The organism is Rhizobium sp. N122, assembly GCF_002211295.1.
In the GTDB taxonomy this organism is placed as follows: Bacteria; Pseudomonadota; Alphaproteobacteria; order Rhizobiales; family Rhizobiaceae; genus Rhizobium.
The window spans coordinates 1-13,393 of the sequence record NZ_LOKU01000006.1 but is presented as its reverse complement, the minus strand read 5'-3'; the positions used below and the strand labels follow the sequence as shown (position 1 = coordinate 13,393).

The window sequence follows — 13,393 nt, the reverse complement described above, 5'->3', positions numbered from 1 at the left end:
CGGCATGAAACCGCAATTCCATCTCCCTTTGTCAACTTATCCCGACGCAAGCTCCTTCACCATCGTTGACAACGCGATCGACCTCGCCCGCCAGATTGGCGCCGACCTCCTCGCCAGTATCCCGCAGGTACGGGTCCCGCCGATCCACCCGCGGTTTCCAACGGTGGTCGATGTAGACTCATGGCGGGCGCAAGCGGAAGGCTATAGCCGCGACAGCGGAGCCTCGCTTCGAGAGCATATTGCCGACGCGGTCTCGCAAAGCAGCGTCGAGGTGAGAATTCACGGATTCGACGCCAGGGAGCCGTTCGTCTTCGAGAGCTTCGCGAAAATCGCCAGGAGCCACGACCTGTCGATCGTGGAGGCTTCGGAACTCTCTCGCCAGCTTTCGGAGACGCTGTTTGCTCGAGAGCGGCCGTCCACTGATCCTGTTTCCTGCCAGCCGCGTCTGCGGTCGCGTCGATACCATTGCAATCGCCTGGGACGGCAGCGCGACCGCGGCACGAGCGATCTCCTGCGCCCGGATATTCGCCGAACGGCTGACGAAGATGCAGGTCATCTCGGTGATCGACGACAAGCAGATCGACGAGGCGAACCGATCGCTGCTGATAGCCTCGCTGAGGCACTCCGGGTTTGAGGTAGAAGATGTATCGATCGAGGCCGGCGGGGGTTCCCCGGCGGCTGCCCTTCAAGCGGCCGCGCTCGAACGCAAGGCGGATCTCCTGGTAGCGGGCGCATTTGGCCACTCCCGGCTTCGCGAGTTTATCCTCGGCGGCGTCACTCGGGAATTCCTGTGCAAGGCTGACATGCCAGTCCTTCTGGCGCACTAGAAGGCGCGAGGGGCGTTGAGGATCACCGCCACCGGGGACGGGCGCGGGCATGAAGTCAGCCGGATCGAGGACTTGCGAGGGCGCTCGGGATCTCGTTCTGAGCCGACCGGATCCGTCGCGTCCTACGGTTCGCGTATTGCATTATCCAGCCCCCGCAGCAACGGATAGAGGAAATAGGAGATCACCGTGCGCTTGCCGACCTTGATTTCGGTGGACACGGTCATGCCGGGAAGCAGCCGCACAGGCATATCCGAAGCATTCAGCCTCGTATCGGCGAGCAGGACGCGAGCCTTGAAGAAGGGCGCGGCCGGCTGGCTGGGGGTGGCGGTCTGGTCCTGCTGGCCGGTCAGGAACGTGTCCTCGCTGATGGTGCGCACCGTGCCGGAGGCCGTGCCGTATTTCTGGAAAGGATAGGCGTCGAGCTTGATGCGCGCCTCCTTGCCGACGGCGACGCGGCCGATGTCGCGGGTGTTGATTGAAACTTCGGCTTCGAGCGGCACGTTGATCGGCACCAGGGTGACGATCGGTTCGGCTTCGCGCACCACCGATCCGATGGAGCGCTGAGCGAGGTCCAGCACGACGGCGTCGGCGGGTGCGGTCAGCGCCACCATGTTGCGGCGCAGCTCCATCTTTTTCAGCTCTTCGTCGGCCATGTCGCGCTGGCCGCGCAGTTCCACCAGTTGCTCCATCGCGGCGCGGCGGAAATCCTCGATGAAGGCCTGCCGGTCGGCCCTCAGCTTGGCATAGGAGTGGGCGGCCTCGTCGGCCTTGCCACGCACGGCAGTCAGGTCGGACTCGACGTCGAGGCGGGCGTCGCGCGAGCCGAGCAGCGTGATCAGCGAGCCGCTCTGCTTGTTATAGAGCCGCTCCCGCGCTGCCTCGATCTGCGAGAGCCCGTCGCGCCGGTCGTTGAGCACCGCCTCCTGGTTCTTGCTTGCCGCAAGAGCGGCCGATTGGCCGGCGATCTGCTGGTCGAAATTCTGCAGCTGCGCCACGTAGAAGGCCCGCCGCTGGCCGAAGAGCTGCGCCTGCAGCATCTGGTCGGGCGTATCTCCCGCCATCTTCGTATAATCGTCGCCGGCAAGCTCCGCCTCGATGCGCTTCACCTGGGCGTCGAGTGCGGAGAATTTCGCCTGTTGCTGGTCGACATCGGCCTGGCTGAAAGTGGCGTCGAGGGTCGCGAGTGTCTGCCCGGCATGCACCACCTCGCCGGCCTTCACCTCGATCGTGCGGATGATCGAGGTCTCCAGCGGCTGGACGACGATCGTCGGCTGGGTGGTGACGAGCTTGCCGGGCGCGATCACCACCTCATCGATCGAGGAGACCGAGGCCCAGGTGATCGCCGCGCCCAGCAGCGCCGTCACGCAGTAGAGCGTCATGCGCGCCACCCGCGGCGGGGCGCGTTCCTCGAGCTCGACGGCGTCGGACTGGAATTCCGCGATCGCCGGCGGCAGCGGCGGCCGGGCGGTCAGTTGCCTTCCCTTGCCGGAGGGGCCGTGGTCCGAGGGGCGTTTGTCTGCCGGAACCGGCAGGTTTTCACTGGATTTTCTGGCGTGCGCGTTCATGCGACCTGCCTCATTTGCTGGGCCCACAAGTGGCGATAGGTCATGCAGCGCGACACGAGTTGATCGTGCCGGCCGATATCGGCGACCTTGCCGCGATCGATAACGAGAATGGCATCGGCATCGACCAGCGTTGAAAGCCGGTGCGAAACGATGATGACGGTGCGGCCGGCGGCAATGCGGCTCAGATTCTCGCGAATGATCGCCTCGCTGTCGGGGTCGAGCGCGCTTGTCGCCTCGTCGAAGATCAGCAGCTTCGGATCGGTGATCAGCGCGCGGGCAATCGCCAGGCGCTGCTTCTGGCCGCCGGAGAGGTTGGCGGCATTTTCCTCCAGCATCGTATCGAAACCGCGCGGCAGCCGTTCGATGAACTCCTCGGCGCCGGCGATGCAGGCGACCTCCATGATCTCCTCGATGCTGGCATCGGGCTTGGCGGCGGCGATATTGTCGCGCACCGAGCCGCGGAACAGGAAATTGTCCTGCAGCACGACGCCGATGCTGGTTCTTAAGTGCACGAGGTCGATCTCGCGGCTGTCGTAACCATCCATGCGCACCAGCCCCTCCTGGCTTTGATAGAGCCCCTGGATGAGCCGCGTGATCGTCGTCTTGCCCGAGCCGCTCTTGCCGACCACGCCGAAGACACAGCCTGCAGGAATGGCGAAGGAGACATTGTCGAGCGCCGGCGCGGTGTCGGGGGCGTAGCGGAAGGTGACTTTGTCGAATTCGATGTGGCCCCGCAGATGCGGCCGGACACCGCGCCCGCGGCCCGCCTGCTCTGGCCGCTGGTTCATGATCTCGCCGAGCATGCGCACGGAGAGCGCCACTTCCTGATACTCATGCACCATGGTGACGATCTGCACGAGCGGTCCGGAGACGCGGCCGGCGAGCATGTTGAAGGCGACCAACGCGCCGATCGTCATCGTGCCCGAGAACACGTCGAGCGCGCCAAGCCCGATGATCGCGACACTCATCAGCTTCTCCAGCAGCCCGGTCATCGCCTGGGCGATGGTCGAAATCTTCTCGACCCGGAACCGCACCGAAATCGATTGCGCCGAATAGTCGTCCCACACCTTGCGCTGGCGCGGCTCCAGTGCCAGCGATTTGACGGTGCGCATACCGTGCACGGTTTCCACCAGCAATGCCTGCCGGTCTCCCTCCGCTTGGTAGAGTGCCTGCAGGCGGCGCTGGAACGGCCCGACGAGCATCATCACCACGAGGCCGACGAGCGCTGCGAAGCCGAGGACCACAAGCGTCAGCTTGACGCTGTAGAGAAGCAGGATCGGCACGAAGACGAAGAGCGAGACGCCGTCGAGAAGCGTCAGGAACAGCCGGCCCGTCAGGAATTCGCGGATACGCCCCGTCTGCTGCATGTGCTTGACGAGAACGCCGGCCGAGGCTTGCTCGAAGAGCGCGATCGGCAGGTTCAGCAGATGGCCGAAGGTGCGGGTCGCAACGCGGATGTCGATCCTGTTGGTGGCGTAGAGCAGCAGATAGCGGCGCAGGAAGCTGAAGGTTGCGTCGAAGACGAGCGCCACCGCAATGCCTGCCGTCAAAACCGTCAGCGTCGCATAACTCTGATGCACGAGCACCTTATCAATGACGAGCTGAAAGAACATCGGTGTCGTCAGCCCCAGGCCATAGAGCACGAAGGCGGCAAGTGCCACGTCGCGGAAGAAGCTGCGCTGTCGGATAATTTCGGGGATGAACCAGCGGAAGCCGAAGGGCCGGTCCTCATCCGACATGCGATAGTTGCGCTTGAGCAGCACCACCGATCCGAGCCAGGCCTTGGCGAATTGCTCTTCGCTCAGCATCATCGCTTCGGCGCGTGACGCCAGCGGATCGAGAACGCGAATTCTCTCATCCTCGCCGCTCCCGACAGCGTCGGCGATGACCACCCAATTGCCGTTCGAAAGTTCGGCAAGGACCGGGAAGGCTTCGCCGAGCTGAAACAGGGATCGCCAATCGAGTGTCAGATGCCGGGCTCTGAGACCGGCATCCTTGGCCATGCGCAGCAACTGCCGCACGGCAACGGGATCGTTGCCGACGGCATAGTCATGCTGCAAGCGCTCTGGCGCAAGATCGACGCCGTGATGACGCGCGACGAGCGCCAGACAGTGCAAGTTGGTATGCAGAAAACCACTCATGGCCCACCCGAAACCCAATACGAAACCGAGGCGATATTTGTTTTATCAGTTGAAGTTCGGCGAAGCGTTCGAAGCGCCGGCCGGCGTCGACTGGATATCGGCAGCGGCAGCCGCCGACATATCGCCGACCCGACGAACCGCACCTGCCTCGACCAGCCCGCCGAGCGCCTTCTGCATGAGATCGACCGCATTGGCGAAAGCATCGACAGGCATGATGATGCGCTGGCGGAAGACCGGCTTCGGGTTGTTGTTGGCGTCACGATCGGTTGCCGAAAGCGACATCAGGTCGATGCGCACGATCGTTCCGGTGATGGTGATTTCGCCGATGCCGTCTGCATAAAGTTCGTTGCTCATTGTTCTCTCCTCCGGTTGATGAATCAAAACGCCTTCGCTTAGGGCGCTTTACGTTCCTTAAGACGCTCTAACTATGTGAATGCGCAGGAATATGCCCGTGCCGCCAGGCCGGAAACGGATCGCGAATGCCGACGGCGGTCTGCGGGTCGAAACCCGTCTCCTCTCCGATCAGGCAATAACCGAGAGCGGCGCGGATCGCTTCCTCGTCGAAGCCGGAGCCGATGAAGACGAGCTCCTGGCGGCGGTCGCCCCAGACATCGTCCCAATGCCGGTCGATGAGCTGGCGGAACTGCGGAAAGCGCGGCCATTGTACCCGCGGCACCGAGGCCCACCAGTACCCCCTGGTCTCGATGCGGCACTGGGTGCCGGCAATCGACAGAAGGCCGATCTCATCGGGCCTCGTCGCCAGCCAGAAATGACCCTTTGCGCGGATGAGACCCGCCCATTTTCGGTCTAGGAAATCCTTGAGCCTCAGGGGGTGGAAGGGCCGGCGGCTGCGATAGACGAAGCTTCTTATGCCGTATTCCTCGGTCTCCGGCACATGATCGCCCCAGCCGAAGAGTTCCTTGTGCCAGAGCGGGTGGCGGGCGGCTTTCGCCTCGCTGAAGAGGCCGGTATCCAGGATCGTGCCAAGCGGCACCTGACCGAAGACCGCCTCGACGACTTGAGCCCCCGGATTGAGCGCCGCGACGACCCGGCGAACCTCGGCAAGGTCGGCGCAGGGCACGTCGCCTGCCTTGTTGATGATGATGACGTCGGAAAATTCGATCTGCTCGACGAGCAGTTCCACGAGCTTGCGCTCATCATGCCCGTCACGCCTTTCGCCACGATCGGCAAGAAACTCGGCGCTCTGGTAATCGGCGAGCAAGTTGACCGCATCGACGACGCAGACCATCGTGTCGAGACGCGCCACGTCGCAGAGGGCCGCCCCGCTCTCGTCGCGGAAGGAGAAGGTGGCTGCAACCGGGAGGGGCTCGGCAATGCCGGTGCCCTCGATCAGCAGATAATCGAAACGGCCGGCGGCTGCCAATCGCCGCACCTCGCTCAGGAGATCGTCGCGCAGGGTGCAGCAGATGCATCCATTGGTCAGCTCCACCAGCGTCTCGTCGGTGCGCGAGAGGTCTGCACTCCCCTCGCGCACGAGATCCGCATCGATGTTGACCTCACTCATATCGTTGACGATGACGGCAACCCGGCGGCCCTCCCGATTGCTCAGGACATGATTGAGGACAGTCGTCTTGCCGGCGCCGAGAAACCCGGCGAGAACAGTTACGGGCAATCTGTTGTCTGCACCCATCATCGAAACTCTCACTCTTTACAGCATGCTTGGCCTTACATCCTCGCGGGCTTTACGCCGCGAGCTGCGGTTTGAACGCCACGTCCACATAGTAGTTCGTGCTGTTATAGCTGGCTGTCGGGAACAACCCGCCCGCGCCATAGGCATAGACGCCGTTGCTGCCGCCGAGCGCCTTGAGATCGCCATTCGTCACGTCGCTGGCAAAGTAATTGCCGGTCGCCGAGTAATTGCCGTTGCTCGAGTAGGAAACGACGTAGGTCGTATCCGCCTGGATGGCGATCTGCTGGGTGAGTTGCGCGGTCTGCCAGCCGCTGGCAGTCTCATTGTTGAAGGTGACGCTGCCGAGCAGAGTGCCGGAGGCCGTCCACAGATAGCCGTTATGCGAGCCGGTATTGTCGGCCCCCTTGTAAAAGCGGATGCCGGTGATCCAGCCTGAGGTATCGGCCTGGAATTTCATGCCGAGATTGACCTGCTGGTTGTCGTTGACCGAGACGACCGAGGGCGTCGCGTTGGCGGCGAAGAGATTCTGCTCCGGTCCTGCCGACTGGCTGCCGTTGATGGTGAGCGCAACCTGCGCCGAGGCCGTGCCGCCCTTGCCGTCCGAAATCGCGTAGCTGAAGCTTGCCGGTCCCGAATAGCCCGCGGTTGGCGTAAACGTTGCCGTCTGGGCCTGGGCGTTCCAGGCGACCGAGCCGTTGACCGCGGCGCTGACGCCGGTGATGACAAGCGCATCGCCATCACCATCGGTATCGTTTGAGAGCAGTGCCGAGGCCTGGATGGTGATCGGCGTGCCGGTATTGGTCGAGAAGCCGCTGTCATTGGCGGCGACCGGAACCGCATTCTGCACGCCTTGCTGGTAGCGAACATCCACCCAGTAATTCGTGGCGTTGTAGGAGGAGGTCGGGAACAGGCTGCCTGTGCCATAGGCATAGACGCCGTTGCCGCCGCTGACCGAACTTGCCGGCGCCGTCAGCGCACCGCTCGTATGGTCCGTCGTGAAGTAGTTCGCCGTTGCCGAATAGAAGCCGTTCGAATGGTAGCTCGCCACATAGGTGGTGCCGGCCGTCACATTGATCGGTTGGGTAAAGGAAACCGTCTGCCAGCCGCTCGCCGTCTCGTTGATGAAGGTCGCCTGGCCCAGAAGCTGACCACTCGCGGTCCAGAGCGAGCCGACATGCGTGCCCGTATCCTGAGCGCTCCTGTAATAGGTGAGCCCGGTGATCTGACCGTTGGCGGAAGCGATGAACTTGACCCCGAGTTCGACCGAATTGGCGTCATTGGCGGCGGCAACCCCCGACGTATCTGCGCCGGTGAACAGACTCGACGTCGTGCCGCCGGGCGTGCCGACAGTGAGGCTGACCGTGGCCGACGCTGTTCCGCCAACCCCATCCGAGATCGAATAGGAGAAGCTTGCCGCCCCCGTATAACCCGCCGTCGGGGTGAAAGTGACTGATTTGGTCTGGCTGTTGAAGGTCACCGTTCCGTTGACCGCACCATTGACGCCGGTGATGTTGAGCGGATCGCCATCGGCGTCGGTGTCGTTTGCAAGCAGGCTGGCTGCGGCAATCGACAGCGCCGTGTCGGAATAGGTCGTGTAGCCATTGTCATTGGCTGCGACCGGCACCGCGTTGCCTGTCGACTGGTTGTAGACGACATCCACCCAGTAGTTCGACGACTGGTAGCTGGAGGTCGGGAATGCCGAGCCTCCGACCGTGTAGACGCCATTACTGCCGGCGAGCGCCGTCAGCGCCCCGTTGGTATGGGCTGACGTGAAATAGTTTGCCGTCGCCACATAGGAGCCTGTGGTGCTGTAGGAGGCGACATAGGTCGTGCCGGCCGCTATATGCACCGCATTGGCGAATGTCGCGGTCTGCCAGCCGTTGACCAATCCGCTGTCGGCGAAGGTGACGGTCGCGACCAGCGTCCCGTCCGCCGTCCACAGGGAGCCGGTATGCGGCCCGGCATCGCCGGCAGCCTTGTAATAACGGATGCCGGTAATCGTGCCGCTGGACGAAGCGACGAACTTCATACCGAGTTCCATCGCCTGGCCGTCGTTGAAACTTGCGCCAGCCGGCCCTTCGCTTGATGTAAACAGCGTTTCCCCTGTAGGCCCCGGATTCACGGTGAGGCTGACGCTGCCCTGATCCGTGCCGCCGCGCCCATCCGATAGCGTATAGGTGAAGCTTGCCGGCCCCGAATAATTATTGGTCGGCGTGAAAATGACGGTGCCGTTCTGCTTGTTGAGCGTCACCGTGCCGTTGACGGCATTGCCGACGGCCGAAATCGTCAACGCATCGCCATTGGGGTCCGTATCGTTTCCGACAAGCGAGGCGATCGAGATGGTGACCGTATCGTTGCCGGAGATAGTCAGCCCCGGATCGTCGGTCGCGACCGGCGCACTGTTGGGGCCGGCATCGAAGACCACGTCGACCCAGTAATTGGTGCCGGTGCCGGGGCTTTGGCCGGGGAAGGTCGCGGCAGTGGTGCCATAGGCGAAGACGCCGCCGCCATCGACGGCCTTCACCCCTCCGCTGGCATAGGTGCCGCCGGTGAAATAATTGCTCGTCAGCGAGTAGAAGCCGCTGCTGTGATAGGAGGCCACATAGGTCGTGCCGGCCGCAATCTGGATCGGGCTGGAGAACATCACCGTCTGCCAGCCGGAGAGCGATTCATTGACGGACAGGCCTGATGCCAGCAACGTTCCGTCGGCGCTCCAGAGGCTGACGGCATGGTCGCCGATATTGTAAAAGCCCTTGTAGAAGCGGATGCCCTGCACGAAGCCTGCCGTCGTCGTCTGGAAGCGCAGGCCGAGCTCGACGGAATCGCGATCGATCGCCACTTCGGTCGCGGGCTTGTCCGCCAGCGTCCAGAGGCCCTGCGTGCCCGGCAGGGTGACGGTGACCTGCTTGCCGGCCGCTGGCGCCTCCATGTTGACGCTGTCGTCGACGGCGCGCGACAGGATCGTATAGGTGCCGCTCGCCTGCACGACCCAGTTATAACTCCAGCTCTCACGGCCGGTCGCTTTGAACCAGTGCTGGCCGCCATCTGTGGAAACCTCAACGCCGGCAATGATGCCGCCGCCGAAATCCTGCGCCGTGCCGGTGATCGTCACATGCTGGCCTTCGAGGAAGCTTGCTCCGACGATCGGCGATGTGATCGACGAGGTCGGCTTCAGCGTGTCGGTCGATTGCGTCGCCAGGATCAGGCTCGCATCCAGCGTCGTCGGCTGGATACCCATATCCGCGAACATGTTGACCATCGCCTGCTGGACGTTGCGATCGGTCGAGGTCGTCGGGCCCTGATGGTTGTCGCTGAGTCCCCAGGACCAGAAGACCGTGCCGGCGCCGAAGACCAGCGCACCGCTTGCCGCCCGGTACATGGTGAGGCTGTGGGTGGCGACGGCCGAACCGATCGTCGCGCCATAATCGCGCAGATAAGTGTCGACCGAGATGGAGGAGAGCGACAGGTTGACGAGCCCATCCGGCCGGAAACCGTTTTCGACATCGGAATCCCATTCGTAGCCGAGCAGGTTTTGCACCAGATTGTAAGTGCCACCCTCCTCGGTCTGCGAGACGTCCGTGTTGCGCCAGAACCGCAGGTTGGAATAGTCATAGGGAATGGAGATCGTATCCTGGCGGTAGCTGTCCACCTGGAACATCGTGCCGGTCAGCGAATTTTCCGGCTCTTGACCGGGATCGGCATAGCGCGGATCGCGCCAGGTGCCGGTGCCGACGTTGCTCGGATCCGTGCTCGTGCCCCAGGTTTCCTTGTAGCAGACCATGGTGCGGTAGGCCTGGCCGCTGCCGTCGATGCTGCTTTCCCAGCGGACCTTCCAGTAGCACTCGTTGCCGCTCCAGAAGGCCAGATTGACACCGGCATCGCGGGCGGCCTCGACATTGGCGCGCTGTTCGGCGGACCAGTATTCGTCATGGCCGACGGAGAGATAGGCATCGTGGTTGAGCAGCAGCGTGCCGCTGCGCGCCGCATCGACGCCGGAAATATAGGAAACGTCGTAACCGTTCTGCTCCAGCCACGAGATGGCGGAGGATTCGACGCCGAAGATGTAATCGTGCGAGCCGCCGATCGGGCTGGTATTGGTGATGATCGGTCTATTATAGCTGACGGCCGAGGCGCGGCCGATGGCGGTCAGGCCGCAGCTGCAGTTCGGCGGCAGGTAGCCGATCATGTCGGCCGGATCGACGGGCACTTGGCCATAATAGAGGCTGGCGCCGCCCCAGGCGTTATAGGCCTGCCAGGTTGTGTCGGACGTCTGGAAGACGATATCGCTGGTCGAGGCATCGTCGCGCACGACGAAGGGAATGATACTGGCATCCTCGGTGCCATCCTCGCGCACCAGCTTGGCGAAATAGACGCCGGAGACGGCATCGGCAGGGATCCGCCAGCTGGCGGAAACCGACCAGTTGCCGCAATCGATGAGCCCGAGCGACATATCGACGATCGGATGCGGCTGGACCTGCGCCGTGGTTAGCGATTTCTCGATCGAGTCGACCTTGCGAGCCCCGTCCCCGCCATAATAGCCCATGCGATAGATATCGATGCGGTAATGGGTGGAATCCGTGGCGATCTTGAAATCGACGGTTTGGCCGATGTTGGTGCTGATTTCGGTGGCAAAGCCCTGGATGGTGCCGCCGCCGTCGCCCTCCAGACCCCATTCGCTAATCGGGTTGCCCTGCTTCAGGTTTTCGAGCGCGATCTTATTGGGTGTCACTGCTGCCGCTGCAGGCGCCGCCGGCGCCGCCAGTGCTGTCGGGGCCGCGGTCGTCTCAGCAGAAACGTCCTGGCTCGGTTCCACCGAGATGGATGCTATCGAGGCCTGAAGGCGCAACGAAGTTGTGGCTAGACTGCTGGGAGAGCTGACCGGCGCCGCCGTCTTGGCGCTGCCGGTATCGGCATCGCTGGTAACGCCCGTCAGCGCGGGGGCGGCAGGCAGCGTCGCAGCCTCCTCGGCCGGATCCGGGCCAAGCACGGTGCGTTGCAACGTGGAGGAAGGCGTCTGGAAGACCGACGCGACCGACGCCGTCTTCGTGGACGTGTCCTGCGCGCCGCCATCGGCAGCAGGCGCCGGCATCGCCGTCGACGGTGCCGGAGACGATTGCATGTCGCCTGAAGATATCAGGGAAGATGTGACCGTGGCGGTGAAGGAGGATTGGACGGTGGCGCTGCCCTGATTGGCAAAGTTCGGGGCACCATCGGTACTTCTCGACGACACGATCGTTGCGGAGGCAAGGACTGCGCTCCAGGCAGAGGGTGCACGACAGATACTCAACGCTCCACCAAATGTACTCAGATACTCACGATTACTCACATGAATTCTCCGCATCAGCGGCGTCCCCTTCCGCATCGGCCGGCCCTTCGACCGCTGTAGCAAGACGTTCATTCTGGCACCTTTGCTGAGGGAACGTACGACAGCAATCCGGGGTATGAGGGAGGTATCCCCTACGCCCATAGGATGACCCTCACCGCATACCGGCCGACCCCAAAAAACTGCCTACGACTCTGCCGAGGGGCTGACTCTGCTTGAAAGGGAATTTCGATTCCGTTTTATTTTGCGGGCCCGGCTGGTCGAGCCGGCCAACTCGAGCGCTGTCCTGCGTCGCCCCGTGCTACCAGGCCGGAAACGGATCTTCGAGAGTGGCCCAGTCGCGCGGATCGGCGCTGGCGAGGCATCCGTCCAGCGCGCGCCGCACACCTGTCTCGTCCATATCGACGCCGATAAAAACCAATTCCTGCCGACGGTCGCCCCAGGCGCTGTCCCAGCGGCTCTCGAGCTGCTGACGAAACGGCTGGTGGCTCGGCCAATCCTGCCGGGGCACGGCGGCCCACCAGAGCCCCATGGGCTCGCAGCGCCGTTGGATCCCGGCAGCCGACATCAGGCCCACATGACGCGGGCGCGTGGCAAGCCAGAAATGGCCCTTGGCGCGCAACACTCCCGGCCAGGGCTCGTCCAGGAATGCCCGAAACCGCATGGGATCGAAGGGACGCCTGGTGCGATAGACAAAGCTCGAAACCCCATATTCCTCCGTTTCCGGAACATGCTGATCCGGGCTGTACAATTCCTTGTGCCACAGGGGATGCGCAGCCGCCTTTGCTTCATCGAAGAGACCTGTATCGAGGACGGTTGGAAGCGAAATCTTACCGAAATCCGTCTCCACCTGGAGCGCATCCGGGTTGAGAGACGTTACGATCTTGCTCACCTCAGCGCGGACCTTTTCAGTCGCGTCCGAGATCTTGTTGATGACGACAACATCGGCAAACTCGATCTGATCCACCAGCAGGTCTATGAGTGTGCGCCGGTCCTCGCCGTCGCGCTGCAGGCCGCGGTCGGCAAGCAGGTCGGCACTGCTGTAGTCGGCTAACAGGTTTGCGGCGTCGACCACGGTGACCATCGTGTCGAGTCTGGCAAAATCGGCGAGCGAGACGCCGTTCTCGTCGCGGAAGGAAAAGGTCGCCGCAATGGGACGTGGCTCGGCGATGCCGGTGCCTTCAATCAACAGGTAGTCGTAGCGCTCCGCTTCGGCCAGCCGTCGCACTTCCGTCAGGAGGTCGTTTCGCAGGGTGCAGCATATGCAGCCGTTGCTGAGCTCGACCAGTGCCTCCGTCGTATGTGACAGGTTGCAATCGCCGTCGCGGATGAGACTGGCGTCGATGTTCACTTCGCTCATGTCGTTGACGATGACAGCGACCCGCAGGCCCTGACGGTTATTCAGGACGTGACTGAGGAGCGTCGTCTTGCCAGCCCCCAGGAAGCCTGCCAGCACTGTTACCGGGAGCCGTTCGATCCCGTTCATCTGCATTCCTTGAATAGAGGCGGTCGCAGCGCGCCGCGCCGCGCCCGGTAATTTCGTTGGATTTGCCTCATTCGAAACCGGTCCTTTACCTTCTCCTTTGCTCAGGCGACGAGCTGCGGCCGGAAGACCACGTCGGCATAATAGTTGGCTGAATTGTAGGTGCTGGTCGGGAAGAGACCCGTGGTGCCAGATCCCCCATAGGAATAGAGGCCATTGCCACTGGCTGTCGCCGTCAGCGGGCCGCTGGTGACCGCAGTGGCGAAGAAGCTGTCCGTTGCCACATAGGCGCCTGTGGTGTGATAGGAGGCGACGTAGGTTGTGTTGGCTGCGATGGTGACTGGTGTTGAGAAGTTCACGGTCTGCCAGCCGCTTCCGGTGGTGCCGGCGAATGTGGCGGTGG

8 protein-coding genes and 1 pseudogene are annotated in these 13,393 nt (G+C 62.9%); 2 read left to right on the top strand and 7 right to left on the bottom strand.

Features of this window, described 5'->3' with window-relative positions:
* Positions 1-4: 4 nt before the first annotated feature.
* A pseudogene (locus ATY75_RS05800) lies at positions 5-827 on the top strand (universal stress protein).
* Positions 828-949: 122 nt separating this feature from the next.
* Here the strand turns inward: ATY75_RS05800 and ATY75_RS05795 are convergent.
* The 5 genes from ATY75_RS05795 to ATY75_RS05775 form a co-directional block, all read right to left on the bottom strand.
* Positions 950-2,392, bottom strand: a complete 1,443-nt coding sequence (locus ATY75_RS05795) for an HlyD family type I secretion periplasmic adaptor subunit (RefSeq protein ID WP_064841963.1) — start codon at positions 2,390-2,392, stop codon at positions 950-952.
* The gene (locus ATY75_RS05790; protein WP_088936912.1) at positions 2,389-4,533 is read right to left on the bottom strand and encodes a peptidase domain-containing ABC transporter; all 2,145 of its coding nucleotides are present in this window, start codon (positions 4,531-4,533) and stop codon (positions 2,389-2,391) included. The genes ATY75_RS05795 and ATY75_RS05790 overlap by 4 nt, the downstream gene beginning before the upstream one ends.
* Before the next feature lie 45 nt (positions 4,534-4,578).
* Positions 4,579-4,887, bottom strand: coding sequence for a hypothetical protein (locus ATY75_RS05785; protein ID WP_064841962.1), 309 nt, complete (start codon positions 4,885-4,887; stop codon positions 4,579-4,581).
* A 67-nt stretch (positions 4,888-4,954) separates the two neighbouring features.
* The gene (locus ATY75_RS05780) at positions 4,955-6,187 is read right to left on the bottom strand and encodes a GTP-binding protein (protein WP_088936789.1); all 1,233 of its coding nucleotides are present in this window, start codon (positions 6,185-6,187) and stop codon (positions 4,955-4,957) included.
* Positions 6,188-6,236: 49 nt separating this feature from the next.
* Positions 6,237-10,913 (bottom strand): DUF4082 domain-containing protein, encoded by a 4,677-nt coding sequence (locus ATY75_RS05775; protein WP_245317538.1) that lies wholly within the window; start codon positions 10,911-10,913, stop codon positions 6,237-6,239.
* Positions 10,914-11,037: 124 nt separating this feature from the next.
* On the opposite strand from ATY75_RS05775, the gene ATY75_RS35000 reads away from it, so the two are divergent.
* Positions 11,038-11,373 (top strand): hypothetical protein, encoded by a 336-nt coding sequence (locus ATY75_RS35000; protein ID WP_245317537.1) that lies wholly within the window; start codon positions 11,038-11,040, stop codon positions 11,371-11,373.
* A gap of 435 nt (positions 11,374-11,808) precedes the next feature.
* Here ATY75_RS35000 and ATY75_RS05770 read toward each other — a convergent pair whose 3' ends face one another.
* Both ATY75_RS05770 and ATY75_RS05765 read right to left on the bottom strand, forming a co-directional pair.
* Entirely contained in the window at positions 11,809-12,993 is a 1,185-nt protein-coding gene (locus tag ATY75_RS05770) for a GTP-binding protein (protein WP_064841959.1), read from the bottom strand.
* 101 nt (positions 12,994-13,094) lie between these two features.
* The coding region (locus tag ATY75_RS05765) for a DUF4082 domain-containing protein (RefSeq protein ID WP_143535267.1) at positions 13,095-13,393 on the bottom strand (299 nt) is incomplete at its 5' end.

Bases quoted from the DNA above. Each gene is read 5' to 3' on its own strand.
- ATY75_RS05795 (WP_064841963.1), bottom strand. From the start codon at position 2,392: ATGAACGCGCACGCCAGAAAATCCAGTGAAAACCTGCCGGTTCCGGCA.
- ATY75_RS05790 (WP_088936912.1), bottom strand. From the start codon at position 4,533: ATGAGTGGTTTTCTGCATACCAACTTGCACTGTCTGGCGCTCGTCGCG.
- ATY75_RS05785 (WP_064841962.1), bottom strand. From the start codon at position 4,887: ATGAGCAACGAACTTTATGCAGACGGCATCGGCGAAATCACCATCACC.
- ATY75_RS05780 (WP_088936789.1), bottom strand. From the start codon at position 6,187: ATGATGGGTGCAGACAACAGATTGCCCGTAACTGTTCTCGCCGGGTTT.
- ATY75_RS05770 (WP_064841959.1), bottom strand. From the start codon at position 12,993: ATGAACGGGATCGAACGGCTCCCGGTAACAGTGCTGGCAGGCTTCCTG.